Consider the following 18,669-nt stretch of genomic DNA (forward strand, 5'->3'; position numbering starts at 1 on the left):
GCAACCCGCCCTCAGGCGCCGACGTAGGCCGCCAGGTGCTCGCCGGTGAGGGTCGCGCGGGCTGAGACGAGGTCGGCGGGCGTTCCCTCGAAGACGATCCGCCCGCCGTCGTGTCCGGCGCCGGGACCGAGGTCGACGATCCAGTCGGCGTGGGCCATGACCGCCTGGTGGTGCTCGATGACGATGACCGACTTCCCGGAGTCGACGATCCGGTCGAGGAGCGCGAGCAGCTGCTCGACGTCGGCGAGGTGCAGCCCGGAGGTCGGCTCGTCCAGGACGTAGACGCCACCCTTCTCACCCAGGTGGGTCGCCAGCTTGAGGCGCTGGCGCTCGCCTCCCGACAGCGTCGTGAGCGGCTGTCCCACGGTGAGGTACCCGAGGCCGACGTCAGCCAGCCGACGGAGGATCGCGTGGGCGGCGGGGATCCGCGCCTCCCCCTCCGCGAAGAACGCCCCGGCCTCGGTGACCGACATGGCGAGCACCTCGCTGATGTCGCGGCCGCCCAGGTGGTACTCGAGCACGGACGCCTCGAACCGCTTGCCGTCGCACTCGACACAGGTGGTCGCGACGCCGGCCATCATCCCGAGGTCGGTGTAGATCACGCCGGCGCCGTTGCACGCGGGGCAGGCGCCCTCGGAGTTGGCGCTGAACAGCGCGGGCTTGACGCCGTTGGCCTTGGCGAAGGCCTTGCGGATCGGGTCGAGCAGGCCGGTGTAGGTGGCCGGGTTGCTGCGCCGGGACCCGCGGATCGCGCCCTGGTCGATGGTGACGACACCGTCGCGGCCGGCGACGGAGCCCTGGACCAGCGAGCTCTTGCCGGACCCCGCTACTCCGGTGAGCACGATGAGGACGCCGAGCGGCAGGTCGACGTCGACGTCCTGGAGGTTGTGGGTGGACGCCCCGCGCACCTCCAGCGCTCCGGTCGACGTGCGGACCGTGTCCTTGAGCCTCGCCCGGTCGTCGAGGTGCCGGCCGGTGACGGTGTCGCTGGACCGGAGACCGTCGAGGGAGCCCGCGAAGCACACCGTGCCGCCCGCCGAACCCGCGCCCGGGCCGAGGTCGACGACGTGGTCGGCGATGGCGATCGCCTCGGGCTTGTGCTCGACCATGAGGACGGTGTTGCCCTTGTCGCGCAGCTGCAGCAGCAGGTCGTTCATCCGCTGGATGTCGTGCGGGTGCAGGCCGATCGTCGGCTCGTCGAAGACGTAGGTGACGTCGGTGAGGGACGAGCCGAGGTGGCGGATCATCTTGGTCCGCTGGGCCTCCCCGCCGGAGAGCGTCCCGGCCGGACGGTCGAGCGAGAGGTAGCCCAGACCGATCTGCGCGAACGCGTCGAGGAGGTGCTGCAGGCCGGCGAGGAGTGGGGCGACCGACGGCTCACGGAGCTCGCGGACCCAGTCGGCCAGGTCGCTGATCTGCATCGCGCAGACGTCGGCGATGTTCTTGCCGTTCACCGTCGACGACCGGGCCGGCGCACTCAGCCTCGTGCCCTCGCAGTCGGGGCAGACGGTGAAGGTGACCGCCCGCTCCACGAACGCCCGGATGTGGGGCTGCATGGCGTCGATGTCCTTGGACAGCATCGACTTCTGGATCCTCGGGATCAGGCCCTCGAAGGTGAGGTTGATCCCCTCGACCTTGATCTTCGTCGGCTCCTTATAGAGCAGCGCGTGCAGCTCCTTCTTGGTGAACCGGCTGATCGGCTTGTCCGGGTCGAAGAACCCGCAGCTGCGGAAGATCCGGCCGTACCAGCCGTCCATGCTGTAGCCGGGGATGGTGAGGGCGCCCTCGTTGAGGGAGAGGCTGGCGTCGTAGAGCGCCGTGAGGTCGACGTCGGTGACCGAGCCCATTCCCTCACACCGCGGGCACATCCCCCCGGTGATGCTGAAGCTGCGGCGCTCCTTCGTCGTCGACGCGCCGCGCTCGATGGTCACTGCACCGGCGCCGGAGATCGAGGCGACGTTGAACGAGTACGCCTGGGGCGAGCCGATGTGCGGCGACCCCAGTCGGCTGAACAGGATGCGCAGCATGGCGTTGGCGTCGGTGGCCGTGCCGACGGTCGAGCGGGGGTTCGCGCCCATCCGCTCCTGGTCGACGATGATCGCGGTGGTGAGCCCGTCGAGGACGTCGACGTCCGGCCGCGCCAGCGTCGGCATGAACCCCTGCACGAACGCGCTGTAGGTCTCGTTGATCATCCGCTGCGACTCCGCGGCGATGGTGCTGAACACCAGGGAGCTCTTCCCCGAACCCGAGACGCCCGTGAACGCCGTGAGCCGACGCTTCGGGATGTCGATGCTGACGTCCTTGAGGTTGTTGACCCGGGCGCCGACGACCCGGATCACGTCGTGGCGGTCGGCGACGTGTGGCTCGGTGGTCATGGCCCACACGGTATGCGTCGGTCGACGCCGCGGGCTTCCCGGTTCCTGACTCGTCGTCCGCGCTCAGGCGAGGAGGTCGATGACCACGTCGAGCTCGGTGGCGTCGTACCACGCGTGGTCCGCCGCCTCGTCGGCGACGTGGAACGAGGCGACGTGGCGCCGCGGTACCGCCGCAGCGACACGGACCGCGCTGACCGGCGCACCGGGTTCCAGCAGGTCGGTCAGGAGGTCGGCGTCCACGTCGGCCGCGGCGACCACCCGGGCGGGCCGGCCGGCAGCGGCGGCGGTCGCAGCCTCGGACGCGGCGTCCGTGAAGGCGAGGTACTCGAGCTCCTCGTCGTCGGCGTTCGGGTGCTCCCGGCGCAGGTCGGTCGTCACCGCATACGCCGTGAACGGGGCCGGTTCGAGCCTCCCGACGGTGGCCAACCGGCGCAGCGCGGCTCGGTCCAGGGCGACGTAGACGCGGTTCTGCACCGTCACGACCGCCCCTCTCGCGCCGTCAGCTCGGCCTGGTCGGCCGCCTCGTCCTCGGCCGCCATGGCCGCCCGCAGCTCGGTGTCGTCGGTCAGGGGGTGGAAGTCTGAGGGCAGGGGCGCCGGACCGGGGTCCTCCAGGGCGAGCAGCGAGGTCCGCAGCGACGTCTCCATCACGCGAGGCCGCCGGCCCACGTCCATGAGGTTGCCACCGATCGCCTCGAGGTCCTCGCGGCCAGGACCGATGATCGTCACGTCGGTCCCCTCGGAGTGGACCACGGCCAGCTCCCGCAGCGCCTTGGCGGTCACCCGCGTACGCCACTGCCGCTCCAGTCGGGTCACCAGCTCACGGGGGGCGTCGAGGTCGAACGACGCCTGAGGTGCGAGGACGTGGACCTCGTCGAGTCCGAGGCCGGCCATGAGGTCGATGTTGGTCGACGACCAGGTGCCGCCGTCGATGTAGCGCCGCTCGTTGATCGTCACCGGCTGGTACCAACCGGGGATGGCGCACGAGGCCATGACCGCCTCGGCTGCCCCTGCCGCCGGCGCATCGGCGCGTCCGAACGGCACGCGCACCCCGAGGTCGTAGTCGAGCGCCGCGAGGGTGAGCCCCGAGCGTTCGACCCACCCGTCCCCGACGACGTGGCGGACCAGGGCGCCGACACTGTCCAGCCGGCCCCGGCCCTCGGGCAGGAGTGCCGCGAGCACGGCCATCGGCGGCAGCTGACGAAGCTCGCGAATCGGCTTGCGCAGCAACACCGTCGACCCGAACCCCGCGCGCGGAGCGGGCGGTCGGTCGCCACCCGTGCTCTCGTTGTAGTTCCACTCGAAGCCGGCCAGCTTGCCGTAGGTGAGCGACCCCTCCATCTGGTGCGTGCGCAGCTCGGCGACGCTGACGCCGGACGCCAGCAGCGAGGACAGCACCGATCCGGCCGACGTCCCCACCATCTCGTCGAACGACCGGACGTCCACGCCGAGGTGGTCCTCCAACGCCGTGAGGGCGCCGACCATCCACGCCGCTCCCAGCACGCCCCCGCCGCCGAGGACCAGTCCTCTCCTGGTCATGAGCGCGTCATCACGCGCCCTCCCGGCCCTCGGTGAGCTCGGCGAGCGCGTCGACGATGCACTGGCCGAGCACCTCGAGGTCGGGCATCGCGTTGCGGTCGGCGTTGAGGCCGAAGTACACCCCGCCGTCGTACGACGTCAGCCCGATCGCGAGCGCCTGCCCCTTGGCGAGCGGGATCACCGGGTAGGTCGAGAGCATCGGCGCCTCCCCCGCATACAGCGTCGTCTGGGGGCCGGGGACGTTCGTGATGATGACGTTGAACAATCGGCGCGACATCGCGCTGCCGAGCCGGGCACCGAGCGAGTGCAGGGTGGGCGGCGCGAACCCGGCCAGCCCGACGAGGCGCTGCGCGCTCATCGCCTGGCCGCCCTCCATCTGTTGGCGCATCGAGAAGGCGATCTGGTGCAGGCGCATCGACGCACCGGGTTCCCCGACCGGCAGGTCCACGAAGCAGGCGGTGAGCCGGTGCGCCGCGGCGGACGACCCGGACTCGGACTCGACGCTGACGGGGACCATCGACCGGATCACCGAGCTCGGGTGGACCGGTTCGCCCCGGGTGAGCAGCCAGGCCCGGAACGCGCCGGCCACGGTCGCGAGGATCACGTCGTTGATGGTGACGTCGTCGGCGTAGGCCCCGCGGGCCAGCCGCGAGCGCACCTTCCGGTAGTCGTCGAGGTCGGTCCCCACCATGACGAAACGGCGGCCGGCGCCGATCTCCACGTTGAGCGGTGAGGTGGGAGCCGGGCGGGCAGCCCCGCGCACCACGGTCGAGACCAGGGAGCCGAGGCCCTGCACGACGCGCCCCGCGATCTCGCGCGCCTCGTCGACGTTCTCGCGCACCGAGTCGATCACCTGACCGGGCATGAACACGGCGTCGGTGACCGCTCCGGCGACCAGCTGCAGGTCGCTGGGCTCGTGCCGCGGCCGCCACGTGTCGACGACGTCCTCGTCGAAGCCCGGTCGGTCGCGCACCACGAGCTGCGCGATGTCGAGAGCGACCGCCCCGTCGACGAGCGCGTGGTGCGTCTTGGTGACGACGGCGAACCGGTCGTGCTCCAGCCCCTCGACGAGGTAGACCTCCCAGAGCGGGTGGCTACGGTCGAGCGGCCGCTGCTGGATCCGGGCGACGAACTCCTCGAGCTGCTCGTCGGTGCCCGGCTTCGGCAGGGCCGCCTGGCGTACGTGGTAGGTGATGTCGAACGACTCGTCGTCGACCCAGACCGGGTTGGCCAGCCGGCCGGGCACCTCGCGGATCTTCTGGCGGTAGCGCGGCAGGTGGGCGATGCGCGCGGAGATGAGGGCGACGAGCTCCTCGTAGTCGAACGGCGCGTCGGAACTTCCCCGCCCCCCTGGTTCGTCGAACACCATGACGTTGCCGACGTGCATGACCGTGGTCGGCTCCTCGAGGTACAGCAACGAGGCGTCGAGGGAGCTCAGCCGGTCGGACACCCGCACATCGTTGCAGACCGGTCCTTCCTTACGATGGCGACGTCGGTCACGTCAGGCCGGACTCGTCGATCAGGGGTAGGGAGCTCAGGGGTATGCGTCGCCTCACCACGGCTGCGGTCGTCGCCGCGGCGGCCGTCGCGCTGGCGGCCTGCTCCAACGGGTCACCGACTCCGGCCGCCACGACACCGGCGACGAGCGCGAGCCCGTCGACCTCCGCGACGTCCTCGGCCACCAGCTCCACCCCGTCGGCCACGACCTCGACGACCACCGGACGGACCATCGCCATCACGGTGACCGGTTCGGCGGTCACTCCGGCGCCCGCTCAGGTCGACCTGCCGGTCGGCCAGACCCTGACGCTCGTCGTCACCAGCGACCACGACGACCAGCTCCACGCGCACGGGTTCGAGGTCGAGGAGGACATCAAGGCCGGCGTGCCGGCCACCATCGCCCTCACCGGCAAGGACCCGGGCGTCTACGAGGTCGAGCTGCACCACCCCGCACTGACGCTGCTCACCGTCGCCGTCCGCTGAGGTGAGCGCCCCCGGGGCCGGACTCGCGGCATACCTGCCGGCGGCCCCGTGGGTCGCGGTGCCGGCCCACGGCGTCGGCAACCGCACCGACCTCCCTCTCCCGTTCGAGGCGCTGGTCATCGGGGCCGCGCTGGCTCTGGTCGCCTCGTTCGTCGGGCTGGCGTTGCTGTGGCGGGAGCCGCGGCTGAACCCTTCGGACGGGTGGCCGGTTCCCCCAGGGGTCCAGTCGGTCCTCGACGCGCGGTGGTTCCGCGGGATCCTCGCCGGGCTGTCGCTGCTGCTGACCGGCTGGGTGCTGATGTCGCTGGTGTTCGGACGTGACGATGCGAACAACCCGGTGCCGTACGTCGTCTACGTGTGGCTCTGGGTCGGGATGCCGTTCCTGTCCCTGGTGTTCGGCGCGATCTGGGCGGTCCTCAACCCAATCCGTTGGCTGCATCGGGGCATCGCGGCGCTCGCGCGGATCCCTCGCGACTTCACGCTCACCGACCTCGACCTCGGCTACTGGCCCGCGGCGTCCGGGCTGCTCGCCTTCACCTGGCTGGAGCTCGTCGCGCCCGACCGGACGACGTTGCTGGTGCTGCGCATCGCCGTCGCGCTGTTCGTGCTCATCAGCGTCGTGGGCTCACTGACCTTCGGCGAGCGGTGGTTCCGGGAGGGCGACCCGTTCGAGGTGCTCTCGCGACTCTACGGCCGGATGTCGCCCCTGGGCCGGCGACCGGACGGCCGCCTGGTGCTCCGCAGCCCGGTCCACGGCCCGAGCCTGCTCTCGGCGCGCCGCGGCCTGCTCGCGACGGCGGCCGTGATGCTCGGCGGCACGGCGTACGACAGCCTGTCGGCGGACATCCGGTATGCGGGGTGGGTCCAGTCCACGGCCGCGCCCGACCTGGTCCGGACGGGGACCCTGCTCGGCGTCGTGGTCCTCGTCGGGGGGGCGCTACACCTGGCAGCGGCGATCTCGGCCTGGGTGTCGGGAGTTCCGGTCCGCGGGGTGGCCGCCGACCTGGCGCCGTCCCTGCTGCCCATCGCGGCGGGGTACCTCGTCGCCCACTACTACTCGTTGCTCGCCTTCCAGGGTCCGCGAACCCTGGCGCTGCTGGGCGACCCGCTCGGCACCGGCGCGAACTGGCTGGGCACCGGCGGGGTCGCGTCGTGGGCCTGGCTCATCCAGCCCACCCTGGTCGCCGTCGTCCAGGCGGGGGCGATCGTCATCGGACACGTACTCGGCGTGGTGGTCGCGCACGAGCGGGCGATCCGGATCCTCCCGCACCGCGCGGCCGTCGTCGGCCAGGTGCCGCTGATGGTGCTCATGGTCGCCTACACCGTGGGCGGGCTCTCGCTGCTGTTCAGCGGCTGACCCGGAGTCCGCGTCGTCGCCGTCGACCGCTGCCGGCCGGAGCGCCGGCGACCTTCTCGGCCAGCGAGCGCACCGCGGGCCGGACCGGCGACTGCGGGGCACACTCCGCCAGCGCCCGCCCCTGGAGCAGGGCCGTGTCGAGAGCGCTGGGGTCGTCCGGGACGAAGAGCACCTCGGTCACCCCGGCGAAGCGGGACAGCGCCTCGGACACCCGTTGCTCCGGGTTGGCGCCGACGGCTCCGGGGCGAACCCGGTTCACGACGACGGTGGGCCGCGGCGTCGGGACGGTGCCGAGCTCCTGGAGCCCACGCACCAAACGCTGCAGCCCCACCGGGTCGCACGCGCCGACGGCGACGACCTCGTCGGCCAGGCCGAGGGTACTGAGCGTGGCGGCGTTGCGGCGCGGGGCCATGGTGTCGTAGCTGAGCTCCTCGTCGTCCTCGAGGCTGAACCCGCAGTCGACGATCACCACCTCGCCGAGCGACCGGCAGAGGGTGAGGACTCGCTCGAGGGCGGCGGCCCGGATCTCCGGCCAGCGCTCGGCCTTGGGGATACCCGTGAGGACTCGCAGGCCGGGCGACGCCACGGGAGCCAGACGGGCAAGCGTCGGCAGGTCGAGGCTGCCCTGGTCGGCGGCCCGCGAGGCGGCCGCGATCCCGGGCGCCTCGTCAAGGAACGACAGCGCCTGGGCCACCGAGCCGCCGTAGGTGTCGGCGTCGACGAGCACGGTGGGTATGCCGAGCCCGGCCAGCTCGCTCGCCAGAGTCACCGCGATGGTGGTCCGTCCGGGCGCCCCTGTCGGGCCCCAGATGGCCAGCACCCGGCCTTCAGCGGCGTCGACCCGGACCTCGTCGCCCGCCTCGCCCGGACCCTGCGGACCGCCTCGATCCAGGTACGCCGGGACCGCGGCCGAAGGGGCGGGTCCAGGCATACCGTCGCGCCGCTGGTTTCCGGCGAGGTCATCAGTGAGCTCATCATCGAGGTCGCGCTCGAGGGTCACGAGGGAATCGTCGAGCGGCGGGGCCGCCTCGGTGAGGGCGGCCTCGAGCTCCGCCAGCTCGACGCTGCCGGGGACGATGCGGCCGACACCCAGCTGACGCAGTCGTCGTTCGGAGTCCTCGTCACCGTCGGGAGCGATCCCGACCACGTGCACGCCGGCCGACCGCAGCTGGGCGACGACGGTGAGGTCGAGGCCGCGCAGGTCGCTCGAGACGAGCGCTACGGTGCCGAGCCCGGCGGCGGCGGTCGCCACGAGGTCGGGCAGGTCCGCACAGCGACGGACGATGGTGACCTCGCGAGAGCCCTCGAGGAGCGTGGCGACCCGGCTCTCCCACCGGTTTCCCAGCGCGGTGAGGACGTGCGTCACGAGGTGCCCTGGCCGGGGACCGGGACCAGGGTGAACCGCGACTGCTTGTCGACGGCGGCGATGACCTCGGCGACCTTCTCGCGCGGGACCCGGAGCTGGACCGCCATCGCCCCGGAAGCGGCGCCGAACCGTCCGGAGTCCTGGTTCACCGGCGAGACGCTGACCCGCTGAAGGGCGAGCGCCGCCTCGAGGTATCGCTCCTGGGTGGACTGGAGGTCGCGCGGGCTGACCCAGACGTCGACGACGGCGTTCGCCGGGAGGCCGCGGACCGAGTTGGCGTCGACCTCGACGGTGACCGGCTGGACCGCGACCGCGGACCGCGACCCCACCGCGGAAGCGGGGACGAGCTCACCCTCGGGGATGTCGCGCAGCGCGTAGCTGTCGTCGGGGACGGCGGACGTCGCCGTGAGGTAGCGCGCGGACTCGTCTCCGAGCTGGACGTCGACCCGGCGCAGGTTGTCGGTGGTGAGGTGGTCGCCCGGCCGGATGGCGGTCGATGCGGCATACATCGGCGTCGTGTCGTCGGCGCCCGCGATGAGGCGGGCACCGAGGACCGTTCCGAGCAGGACGAGGACCACGCCGACGAGCAGTCGGGCATCGCGCCACGATGGCCGCTGCAGTCGCTTTGCTGTCGGTTCGGGCAGCTGAGCCACACCTTCTCCTTGTCGCCCTGGCTTACGTTCGTCGTTCCGCGCTAGGGCGGTGCGCGTCCAATCATGGCGGACCGCGTCCAGCGACGTGTCCTCAAGTCCCTGTCTGTGGAGAACCTGCCAGTCAGGAGCGTGATTGTGGAAGAGTAGACGCGTCAGGGGACTCATCGCCTACAGTAAAGAGCCGGTAAAGAACCTCGACGTGTGTCCTAGTGGCACGGTCGACGACCACCCGGTTCAACCACTGCTCACTCGAAGCGAGGACAAACCCCAGCATGCCCACGCAACGGTTCCTTCAGCTCACCGAGGTCTCCGAGGTCCTCAACATCTCCGCGGCCCAGGCCTACGCCTTGGTCAGGTCCGGTGAGCTTCCGGCCATCAAGGTAGGTGGCCGAGGCCAGTGGCGGGTCGAGACGACGGAGCTGGAGAACTACATCCAGCGCATGTACTCCGAGACCCGTCAGTTCGTCGCCGCCCATCCCTTCGGCACCGGGACCGACGACATCGTCTGACCCCTGAGACCCGACGTCGCGTCGCCGTTGATGCGAGGGACTCCCGATCCCCTTCGCGTCAGCGGCGTCGCACCATCGCGACCCCCGCGAACGGGATAGCGCGCACGGCGAGCACGTTCTCGGCCCGGCGCGGCAGGTCGGCGGAGTGCTCCGCGACCTCGAGGTAGTCCTGACCGACGCTGTCGATCGTCCCGGTCACGACGGCGCCGTCGACATCGACGACGTCGACGACGGCCCGGTCGCGGCTCACCGCTCTGAGGGCGGACCCGAGCCCGAAGGCCTTGGCCACCGCACCGGTCTGCTCCGCGCCGCCGAGCCCGGTCACCGACCGGATGGCGTGCGTCGGCACCAGCATCGGCCGATCCACGCGAGCGGTCCCGGACCCGGTCGCCGCCACCACGCTGAGCGCCGCTTCCACGCGATGGTCGAGCAGCACCCAGTCCGGACCGCTCCCGGTCACCAACCCGCGCAGCAGGCCGACCCCGGCCACCCGGATCTCGACGACCGTCCGGTCGGCCGCCGCGGCAAACCGTTCGTGCATCCCGACCAGGGCCCGCTCCCGCCGGGTGCGGTCGGCGACCTCCGCCACCAGCTCGCGGGTCACGTCGGAGCTCAGCTGCGCTTCCAGGTCGTCGAAGAGCCGCTCCCACCGCATACGACGAGTCTAACCATCGGTATTGACACAGGATTAAAGAGAGGTAAACATAGGTAAACAGCATCAATCAGCATGGAGGTCCCTATGGAGATGCGTTCGGCATCGTCCCTCCGGCGGTCGGCGACCGCCGCCGCGGCCGCCGTAGGACTCTCCGCTGCGGGCCTCTGGGCCTTCTGGCTGGCCGGAGCCGGCTCGCTGACGGCGGTGCGGGCCAGCGGGCCCGACGCTGCGGAGGACCTCCTCGTTCTCGGGGCCGCTGGGCTCGGTGCGTCCCTCCTCGCGTGGCTCGGGCTCGGGGTGACCTTCTCCGCGCTCAGTGCCGCGCCGGGAGCCGCCGGCCGGCGGTTCACGATGGCGGCCGAGCACGTGGCCCCTGCCGCCGTGCGCCGGTTGACGGCGGCCGTCCTGGGAACGGCAATCGCCACGGCGGCCACCCCGGCGGCGCACGCCGACAGCCCGTTTCCCGCGCCGCCGCTCACGACGACCACCAGCCAGACGGCGCCGGCACCGGACCCGGCGTTCGGCATCACCCTGCGAGCGCCGGTGGTCGACGCAGTCCCGGATCCGGGGACGTTGACGGGGCCCGTCGCGACCGTCCCCGACCCCGGCTTCGGGGCCGGCGTCCGGACCACCCCCGTCACGACGTCAGCCCCCGCCCCCTCCGTCGCGACCACGACCGCGTCCGCACCGACGCCGGCCAAGGAGACCAGGGCGCCTTCGGCCCTGGGACCGCTCGGCCCTGCGCCGCATACCCCGTCGCCGTCGTCCGGGGCCCGCAGCCTCACCGTGGTCCGTGGCGACAGCCTCTGGACCATCGCGGCGCGACACCTCGGGCCGCACGCGACGCGCCAGCAGGTCGCCCACGAATGGCCGCGCTGGTATGCCGCGAACCGGAAGGTCATCGGGCCGGACCCGAACCTCATCCGCGTCGGTCAGGTGCTAACCGCCCCGACCTCCGGCGCCGCCTCGTGACCGCCCAGCCGCTGCGGGTGGTACCCCTCCCCCGCACCGAGCCGCCGACCATCTCCTACGACGAGGTCGTCGCCGCCATGACGACCACCGAGTCGCCGTACATCCAGGACGCCCTCGCCATCGACTACACGCCGGACGACGACCGCTACTTCGACCGTCAGCGGTCCCGATCCGACGACCTGCCCGACCCCGACCGGTTCGCGCCGCAGCTGGCCCAGGCCATCGTCGAGGTGATGGCCGGCGCGCGTCCGGCACCGCAGGTCATCCGGTGGACCAGCCCTGAGGTGTATGCGGTACTGGCCCGCCGCTCCCTGGTGGCGGCTCGTCGCGGTCTCCAGCACACGCGCCGGCCGGTCGTGCGCCGGACCCGGGTCTGCGACGTCGCCGACGGGGTCGTCGAGGTCAGCGTCGTGGTGGTCCATCCCGACCGGCTGCGAGCCATGGCCATGCGGATGGCCGGGGTCGACCACCGCTGGGTGGTGACCGACCTCGTCATCGGCTGACCCCGTCTTGCCGCCGCCCCCTGACCCCAGGCGACCGGCTCGGCGCCAGCCGGTCGGCCTGACGTGGAGTCAGGCGGCTTGACGCAGGGTGCGCCCGGAGTCGAGTCGCTGGACGCCGCGTCGAGCCGAGCGGACCCGGGGATCGAGGCTCACTTGCCCCGGCGACGGGCCTTCTTGGAGGACCGCTTGGGCGGACGGTTGCCGGCTCGGGTCTGCGGGGCGCCGTTCGACCCGGCGCCGCTCGCCGCGTCTTCGGACACGCTCCGCTCCTCGACCGATCCGTCGTCGCTCGGCGCCGTGTAGCGCAGCTGGCGAGCGGCCGGACCGCCGAGGCCCTTGGCCGAGAAGGCGGGTGGGACCCGCGCGCCGCTGGGCACCGGTTCGCGAGCCGAGCCGTTCGAGCCGTTCGAGCCGTTGCTGGTCGCGGCCACCTCGCGGTCCTGGACCTCGTCGGCGGGCTCGGCGAGCCCGTCCGCGGCCGCATCGTCGGCCACGGCGTCCTGCGGCGTGGCGGCGAGCGCGCCCATCATGTCGCTGACCGACATCGGCTCCAGCGCCTGGCCGGCGATCGCATCCGCTGGCGGCTCGACCTGGACCTCGACGTTGAAGATGTAGCCGACGGACTCTTCCTTGATCCCGTCCATCATCGCCTCGAACAGCAGGAACCCCTCGCGCTGGTACTCGACCAGCGGGTCACGCTGGGCCATCGCGCGCAGCCCGATGCCCTCCTGGAGGTAGTCCATCTCGTACAGGTGCTCGCGCCACTTCCGGTCGAGGACCGACATGACGACGCGCCGCTCGATCTCGCGCATCACCTCGGCGCCCAGGGCCTCCTCACGCTGGTCGTACGCGTGGTGCGCGTCGGAGGTGAGGGCCTCCTTCAGCTGCTCCGGGCTGATCGAGTTCCGGCCGCCGGCCTCGTCGGCGAGGTCGTCGATGGTGATCGAGACGGGGTAGAGGGTGCGCATCGCGGTCCAGAGCTGCTCGAGGTCCCAGTCCCCCGCATACCCGTTCGAGGTGGCGGAGTCGACGTAGCCTTCGATGACGTCGTTGACGAAGTGGCGGATCTGCTCCTCCATGTCCTCGCCCTCGAGGACCCGGCGCCGCTCGTCGTAGATGACCTGCCGCTGTCGGTTGAGCACGTCGTCGTACTTGAGGACGTTCTTGCGGATCTCGTAGTTCTGCGCCTCGACCTGGCTCTGCGCGCTCTGGATCGAGCGGGAGACCATCTTGGACTCGATGGGGACCTCGTCCTCCATGCCCGCCGTGGTCATGAACCGGTCCACCATCGCGGCGTTGAACAACCGCATGAGGTGGTCCTGCAGCGAGAGGTAGAACCGGGACTCACCCGGGTCGCCCTGGCGACCGGACCGGCCCCGGAGCTGGTTGTCGATGCGCCGCGACTCGTGCCGCTCGGTGCCGAGGACGTAGAGCCCGCCGAGGTCCACGACCTCGTCGTGCTCGTTCGCGACCGCCTCTTCGGCGGCGGCGAGCGCCTCGTCCCACGCCTCCTCGTACTCCTCGGGGGTCTCCTCGGGGTCGAGGCCGCGGCCCTTGAGCGCCGCGATCGCCCGGAACTCCGGGTTGCCGCCGAGCATGATGTCGGTGCCACGGCCGGCCATGTTGGTCGCGACGGTCACGGCGCCCTTGCGGCCGGCCTCCGCCACGATCGAGGCCTCTCGCGCGTGCTGCTTGGCGTTGAGGACCTCGTGCGTGACCCCGTTGCGCTTCAGCTGCTGGGAGAGGTACTCGCTCTTCTCGACGGAGATGGTGCCGACGAGGACCGGCTGGCCGGCCTCGTGCCGCTCGACGATATCGGCGACGACGGCGTTGTACTTGGCCTCCTCGGTCCGGTAGACGAGGTCGGCCTGGTCGTCGCGGACCATCGGCATGTTGGTCGGGATGGTGTGGACGCCCAGCTTGTAGATCGCGTTGAGCTCTGCGGCCTCGGTCTGGGCGGTACCGGTCATCCCCGACAACGTGTCGTACATGCGGAAGTAGTTCTGGAGGGTGATCGTCGCGAGGGTCTGGTTCTCGTTCTGGATCTCGACGCCCTCTTTGGCCTCGATGGCCTGGTGCATGCCCTCGTTGTAGCGGCGGCCGGGGAGCATCCGGCCGGTGTGCTCGTCGACGATGAGGATCTCGCCGTTCATCGCGACGTAGTCCTTGTCGCGCTTGAACAGCTCCTTGGCCTTGAGCGCGTTGTTGAGGTAGCCGATGAGCGGGGTGTTGACCGACTCGTAGAGGTTCTCGATGCCGAGCAGGTCCTCGACCTTCTCGATGCCGGCCTCGAGGACGCCGACGGTCCGCTTCTTCTCGTCGACCTCGTAGTCGCCCTCGCCGGACTCCAGCTCGCCGCGCTTGAGCCGCTGGACGATCTTGGCGAACTCCACGTACCACTTGGTCGCCTGGTCGGCCGGCCCGCTGATGATGAGCGGCGTCCGCGCCTCGTCGATGAGGATCGAGTCGACCTCGTCGACGATCGCGAAGTTGTGGCCGCGCTGGACCAGCTCGTCCGGGCTCCACGCCATGTTGTCGCGCAGGTAGTCGAACCCGAACTCGTTGTTCGTCCCGTAGGTGATGTCCTTCGCGTACTCGACGCGCCGCTGCGCCGGGGTCATCGACGCGAGGATGCAGCCGGTCTCGAGCCCGAGGGCCCGGTGGATGCGGCCCATCAGCTCGGACTGGTACTCCGCGAGGTAGTCGTTGACCGTCACGACGTGGACGCCCTTGCCGCTGAGGGCGTTGAGGTACGACGGCAGCGTGGCGACGAGGGTCTTGCCCTCACCGGTCTTCATCTCGGCGACGTTGCCCTGGTGCAGCGCCGCACCACCCATCATCTGCACGTCGAAGTGCCGCTTGCCGAGGGTCCGCTTGGACGCCTCGCGGACCGCGGCGAACGCCTCGGGCAGCAGGTCGTCCAGGCTCTCGCCGTCGGCCAGCCGCTGCCGGAAGACGTCGGTCTCGTTGCGCAGCTCCTCGTCGGTGAGCTTCTCGAAGTCGTCCTCGAGCGCGTTGACCTGGACGGAGATGCCCTCCAGCCGCTTGAGGATCCGGCCCTCGCCGGCACGCATCAGCTTCTCGAAGACCTTGGGCACGCTGAACTCCTGCTGATGGACGATCTGACGACGTGTTTTCGCGGGACGCGCGACATCACCGCGCGAGCACGCGGAACACCGACCTAGGCTAGTCGGTTCCCTGGCACCCGACCCAACGCGTCGCCACGAAGAGCGGTTCCGTCAGCCGGTCGGCTCGAGGACGACGAGCACCTGCTCCTCCTCGACTCCCTCCGTCGACCCCCTCCTCGGCGAGTCCCTTGCGAAAGAGGCCGATCGCGTCGGCGAAGGCGGGAAACACGCCTCGGCGGGGCGGCAACCTCTACCCCGTCGACGCCTCGACCAACGCCGTACGGCCGCCCGTGCCGTCGGGCACCGGAACCCGTTCGTCCTCGCCGGCGGTGACCACCTGCTACGGGCGGTGGACTTCGCCGGGACCGACGTCGTCGCCATCGACTCCGCCACGGCGCGCCGCTGACGACGTGCCGGGGGAAGTGGCTTGCCCGACGGTGAGCCGGGTTGGTTGGGTGGCCGGTATGCCGTCCGCCCCGTCGACCGTCGCACCGCCCCTGTCCGACGGGACGGTCACCCTGCGCCCCGTCACCCCGGCGGACCTGCCGGCCATCGTCGAGCAGTCCCGTGACCCGGAGACCGTCCGGTGGACCACCGTGCCACCGACCTACACGGAGGAGGACGCCCGCGCGTTCTTGCTTCGCATCGACGAGGACCACGCCGCGGGGCGTCGCACCACCTGGGCGCTCGACGACGGCGGCGAGCTCGCCGGGCTGATCGCCCTCCGCACCGAGGGCGACGGCGTCGTCGAGGTGTCGTTCGCCGGACACCCGGCCCACCGAGGGCGCGACCTGATGACCGCGGCCGTCCGGCTGGTCTGCACGCACGCCATCGACGACGGAGCCCGGTTGGTCCTCTGGCACGCGCTGGTCGGCAACTTCGCCTCGCGCCGGGTGGCGTGGAAGGCCGGCTTCCGCATCGCCCCCGAGGCGGTGTGGCGGGCCGGACCGGCCGCGCGTGGGGCCCGCCCGGAACAGATCTGGGCCGGACGCCTCCTGGCCGGCGAGCCTCTGGAACCGGCCACCCGTTGGCTCTCGGCGCCCGAGATCGAGGGCGACGGCATCCGGTTGCGGCCGTTCCGCGAGGAGGACGCCGCCAGCATGCCGCTCGAGCACGACGAGGCGGTCCGGTCATTCTCCGTCGGCCTCCCGACCCCGGACACCTTCGACGACTGGCTGCTCGCCCAACGCTCACGGAACGCCAACGGGAGCTCCCTCTCGTGCGCCGTCGCCGACGTCGCCACCGACCGGCTCCTCGGCGGCGTGGACGTCAACCGGCTCGACGTGTCGCTGTTCGCGGGCACCGGGATCCTCGGGTTCTGGCTGCTGACCGATGCCCGTGGCCAGGGTGTGGTCGGGCGGTCCCTCGAGCTGCTCATCCCGTACGCCTGGACACCGGCCGACGAGGGCGGGCTCGGTCTGCACCAGCTCACCGCCGCCTGCGCGGTGGGCAACCGGCCCTCCCGGCGGGTCCTGCGGCGTGCGGGGTTCGCGCTGGTCGGGACGGAGCGGCAGTCGATCCAGGTCGACGGCAGACCCGACGACGCCATGGTCTTCGACCTGCTGGCGACGGACGACCGCGAGGCGCAGCGGGTCGAGCCCGGCCGCCTCCCCGTCATCGAGACCGACCGTTACCGCCTGCGCCCGTGGACCCTTCGCGACGTCCCCGGTCCGGACCAGGGTCCCGACGCCGACAGCCTGAGGTTCATGCCGCCCGGCGCACACCCCGACGCGGCCACCTTCCCGGCGTGGCTGCTCCGTCGACAGCTCGGACAGGACGCCGACCAGAACCTCAACTGGGCCATCGCCGACAAGGAGACGGACCAGGCCCTGGGCAACATGACGGTGTTCCGGCTGGACCCCGTCGCGGATCGCTTCCAGGCGGAGATCGGCTACTGGCTCTTCCCTGGCGCCCGGCGTCAGGGGGTCCTCGGTGAGGTGATGCCCGCGATCCTCGACCACGCCTTCGCTCCGGTCTCCGACGGTGGGATGGGGCTGTCGCGCCTCTACGCGGAGACGGACCTGGACAACGGGGCGTCCCAGGCCGTGCTGCTCCGCGCCGGGTTCCAGCGGTGGGGTCAGGACCGCTTCGCCTACCGCAACGCGGCCGGCGACGTCTCCGACGGTGCCTACTTCGAGCTGCTGGCGATCGACGACCGGTGGGACCGCCGCCTCCCGCGGGTCGACGAGGTGACTCACGACGGCGAGCACGTGCGGCTGCGTGCGTGGCGCGCCGACGACGCGTCGCGCGTCGTCGAAGGCTGCTCCGACGAGCGGGCGCAGACCTGGCTCTCGGGACTACCGGACCCGTACACGCTGGAGCACGCCGACGCCTACATCCGGTTCTGTCGTGGTCAGGCCGCCCTCGGCACCGGCCTCTACCTCGCGATGGCCCGGCCGGACGACGACGTCTGCGTGGGGTCCGTCGCGGTGATGAAGCTCGGCGGCCTGGACCCGACCACCGGAGAGGTGGGCTACTGGGCTCATCCCGAGGCCCGCGGTCAGGGGATGATGACGGAGGCCGTGCGGCTGATCACCACCCACGCCTTCCGCCCGACCGCCGAGGGCGGGCTCGGACTGCGCCGGCTGGTCCTCAAGGCGGCCGCCGGCAACGGCGCATCCCAGCACGTGGCGGAGGCGAACGGGTTCCAGCGCACCGGACAGCAGCGTCAGGCCGAACGACTCGACGATGCTCACTACGACGACCTGGTCGACTTCGACCGGCTGGCCACGGATGCGCCTCGGGTGGAGGCATAGCCGAGCCGCTAGGGCGCGGCGATACCTCCACCCGAGAGACATCCCGGCCCGGCCGTCCCCGTCGTCGGGGACGGCCTCGCCCACCCCTACTTGCCGCCTTCCTTCAACGTCACCTGTGGCGCCTTGTAGGAGGAGCCGGTCACGTCCATCCCGCCCGCCTTGAGCGCGTCGACCGCCTTCTGCACGTGTGTGTTCGAGTACGCGTCGGCGTCCGGCGCGGCCGCCACCACCTTCTGGCTGGTCGCGACGGAGACGGTCTGGTCCCAGAGTGTCTTGTCGACGACGCCGATCCCGCCCGGCGACGGCCAGACGAGCTCGTTCACCCGGGCCAGCTGCCACGCCTGGTGCGAGGCCCCCAGCGTGGGGCCGTTCTTGAGCACGATGTCGACGCAGGGCTGGAAGTTGTCGCGGCCGTAGACCCACCCACCGATGGCGCCCTTGAGCAGCTTGACCGCGGTGTCCTGGTAGGCGGTGTCGTTCTTCAGCTTGTCGGTGTTGGCCCAGATGGCGTCCTGGAGCGTGGCGACGCCGTCCTTGTTCCAGTCGATGACGTTGAGGTCGGTCGGCTGGTACAGGGCACCGGTGGCCGGGTTCTTCTGCTCGAGCACCTGCGCGTACTCGTTGTAGATCATCGCCTGCGCGGCGTCGATCTGCTTGCTCAGCAACGCGGCCATGTCGAACTGCTGCTGGACGAGGTTGACGCCGGACTTCGGGTCGACGCCGGCTTTCTGAAGTCCCGCGAAGAGCTCGAACTCGGGCGGCTGATCATCGACTACTCCCAGCAGTACGAGGCCGATAACGATGCCGGCGAGGAACCCGACGAACGCCTCGCGGTAGGTGAACAGGGACGCGTCGACGAGGTACTGCCAGAGCGGTG

16 protein-coding genes are annotated in these 18,669 nt (G+C 71.3%); 6 read left to right on the plus strand and 10 right to left on the minus strand.

All coding sequences use genetic code 11. The features are described from left to right. Positions 1–11: 11 nt before the first annotated feature. The 5 genes from VIG79_RS19445 to VIG79_RS19465 form a co-directional block, all read right to left on the minus strand. On the minus strand, positions 12–2,375 hold the full coding sequence (locus VIG79_RS19445; protein WP_331888699.1) for an excinuclease ABC subunit UvrA: 2,364 nt from the start codon (positions 2,373–2,375) through the stop codon (positions 12–14). Positions 2,376–2,438: 63 nt separating this feature from the next. Further along, the gene (locus VIG79_RS19450) at positions 2,439–2,855 is read right to left on the minus strand and encodes a DUF6912 family protein (RefSeq protein ID WP_331888701.1); all 417 of its coding nucleotides are present in this window, start codon (positions 2,853–2,855) and stop codon (positions 2,439–2,441) included. Next, a complete protein-coding gene (locus VIG79_RS19455; RefSeq protein ID WP_331888703.1) occupies positions 2,852–3,913 on the minus strand; it encodes a patatin-like phospholipase family protein in 1,062 nt (353 codons plus the stop codon). Before VIG79_RS19455 ends, VIG79_RS19450 begins: the two co-directional genes overlap by 4 nt. A gap of 10 nt (positions 3,914–3,923) precedes the next feature. Next, a complete protein-coding gene (locus VIG79_RS19460) occupies positions 3,924–5,363 on the minus strand; it encodes a wax ester/triacylglycerol synthase family O-acyltransferase (protein ID WP_331888705.1) in 1,440 nt (479 codons plus the stop codon). 46 nt (positions 5,364–5,409) lie between these two features. Beyond that, the gene (locus tag VIG79_RS19465) at positions 5,410–5,643 is read right to left on the minus strand and encodes a hypothetical protein (RefSeq protein WP_331888706.1); all 234 of its coding nucleotides are present in this window, start codon (positions 5,641–5,643) and stop codon (positions 5,410–5,412) included. Between the two features lie 10 nt (positions 5,644–5,653). Between VIG79_RS19465 and VIG79_RS19470 the strand changes: the two genes are divergently transcribed. Both VIG79_RS19470 and VIG79_RS19475 read left to right on the plus strand, forming a co-directional pair. Continuing rightward, complete coding sequence (locus VIG79_RS19470; RefSeq protein ID WP_331888708.1) at positions 5,654–5,893, plus strand: hypothetical protein; 240 nt, start codon at positions 5,654–5,656, stop codon at positions 5,891–5,893. A gap of 1 nt (position 5,894) precedes the next feature. Continuing rightward, positions 5,895–7,250: a hypothetical protein gene (locus VIG79_RS19475; RefSeq protein ID WP_331888710.1), complete on the plus strand. Its 1,356-nt coding sequence runs from the start codon at positions 5,895–5,897 to the stop codon at positions 7,248–7,250. On the opposite strand, the gene VIG79_RS19480 is transcribed toward VIG79_RS19475, so the two are convergent. Then, the gene (locus VIG79_RS19480) at positions 7,240–8,616 is read right to left on the minus strand and encodes a hypothetical protein (RefSeq protein ID WP_331888712.1); all 1,377 of its coding nucleotides are present in this window, start codon (positions 8,614–8,616) and stop codon (positions 7,240–7,242) included. The genes VIG79_RS19475 and VIG79_RS19480 overlap by 11 nt on opposite strands. Continuing rightward, positions 8,613–9,269 carry a hypothetical protein gene (locus VIG79_RS19485; RefSeq protein WP_331888714.1) on the minus strand — a complete coding sequence of 219 codons (657 nt, stop codon included), beginning with the start codon at positions 9,267–9,269 and terminating at the stop codon, positions 8,613–8,615. The genes VIG79_RS19480 and VIG79_RS19485 overlap by 4 nt, the downstream gene beginning before the upstream one ends. A 272-nt stretch (positions 9,270–9,541) precedes the next feature. Here VIG79_RS19485 and VIG79_RS19490 point away from each other — a divergent pair, with 272 nt between their 5' ends. Further along, entirely contained in the window at positions 9,542–9,778 is a 237-nt protein-coding gene (locus VIG79_RS19490) for a helix-turn-helix domain-containing protein (RefSeq protein ID WP_331888716.1), read from the plus strand. A 58-nt stretch (positions 9,779–9,836) separates the two neighbouring features. On the opposite strand, the gene VIG79_RS19495 is transcribed toward VIG79_RS19490, so the two are convergent. Then, positions 9,837–10,433 carry a hypothetical protein gene (locus tag VIG79_RS19495; RefSeq protein ID WP_331888718.1) on the minus strand — a complete coding sequence of 199 codons (597 nt, stop codon included), beginning with the start codon at positions 10,431–10,433 and terminating at the stop codon, positions 9,837–9,839. Positions 10,434–10,505: 72 nt separating this feature from the next. On the opposite strand from VIG79_RS19495, the gene VIG79_RS19500 reads away from it, so the two are divergent. Both VIG79_RS19500 and VIG79_RS19505 read left to right on the plus strand, forming a co-directional pair. Then, on the plus strand, positions 10,506–11,405 hold the full coding sequence (locus VIG79_RS19500) for a LysM peptidoglycan-binding domain-containing protein (RefSeq protein ID WP_331888720.1): 900 nt from the start codon (positions 10,506–10,508) through the stop codon (positions 11,403–11,405). Then, positions 11,402–11,908, plus strand: coding sequence for an Rv3235 family protein (locus tag VIG79_RS19505; protein WP_331888722.1), 507 nt, complete (start codon positions 11,402–11,404; stop codon positions 11,906–11,908). The genes VIG79_RS19500 and VIG79_RS19505 overlap by 4 nt, the downstream gene beginning before the upstream one ends. A 149-nt stretch (positions 11,909–12,057) precedes the next feature. Here VIG79_RS19505 and secA read toward each other — a convergent pair whose 3' ends face one another. Next, positions 12,058–15,006, minus strand: coding sequence for a preprotein translocase subunit SecA (gene secA / locus VIG79_RS19510; protein ID WP_331888724.1), 2,949 nt, complete (start codon positions 15,004–15,006; stop codon positions 12,058–12,060). A gap of 494 nt (positions 15,007–15,500) precedes the next feature. On the opposite strand from secA, the gene VIG79_RS19515 reads away from it, so the two are divergent. Next, complete coding sequence (locus VIG79_RS19515) at positions 15,501–17,792, plus strand: GNAT family N-acetyltransferase (protein ID WP_331888726.1); 2,292 nt, start codon at positions 15,501–15,503, stop codon at positions 17,790–17,792. Positions 17,793–17,878: 86 nt separating this feature from the next. On the opposite strand, the gene VIG79_RS19520 is transcribed toward VIG79_RS19515, so the two are convergent. Further along, positions 17,879–18,669 (minus strand): ABC transporter substrate-binding protein (locus tag VIG79_RS19520; RefSeq protein ID WP_331888728.1); only part of this gene is annotated, 791 nt, incomplete at its 5' end.

It is taken from the genome of Lapillicoccus sp. (assembly GCF_036559105.1).
Classification (GTDB): domain Bacteria; phylum Actinomycetota; class Actinomycetes; order Actinomycetales; family Dermatophilaceae; genus Lapillicoccus.

What these genes read in the sequence shown, in the direction of transcription:
- VIG79_RS19490 (WP_331888716.1), top strand. Translation starts at nt 9,542, where the DNA reads ATGCCCACGCAACGGTTCCTTCAGCTCACCGAGGTCTCCGAGGTCCTC.
- VIG79_RS19495 (WP_331888718.1), bottom strand. Translation starts at nt 10,433, where the DNA reads ATGCGGTGGGAGCGGCTCTTCGACGACCTGGAAGCGCAGCTGAGCTCC.
- VIG79_RS19515 (WP_331888726.1), top strand. Translation starts at nt 15,501, where the DNA reads ATGCCGTCCGCCCCGTCGACCGTCGCACCGCCCCTGTCCGACGGGACG.
- VIG79_RS19455 (WP_331888703.1), bottom strand. Translation starts at nt 3,913, where the DNA reads ATGACCAGGAGAGGACTGGTCCTCGGCGGCGGGGGCGTGCTGGGAGCG.
- VIG79_RS19465 (WP_331888706.1), bottom strand. Translation starts at nt 5,643, where the DNA reads ATGGTCCGTCCGGTGGTCGTCGAGGTCGTGGCCGACGGGGTGGAGCTG.
- VIG79_RS19445 (WP_331888699.1), bottom strand. Translation starts at nt 2,375, where the DNA reads ATGACCACCGAGCCACACGTCGCCGACCGCCACGACGTGATCCGGGTC.
- VIG79_RS19500 (WP_331888720.1), top strand. Translation starts at nt 10,506, where the DNA reads ATGGAGGTCCCTATGGAGATGCGTTCGGCATCGTCCCTCCGGCGGTCG.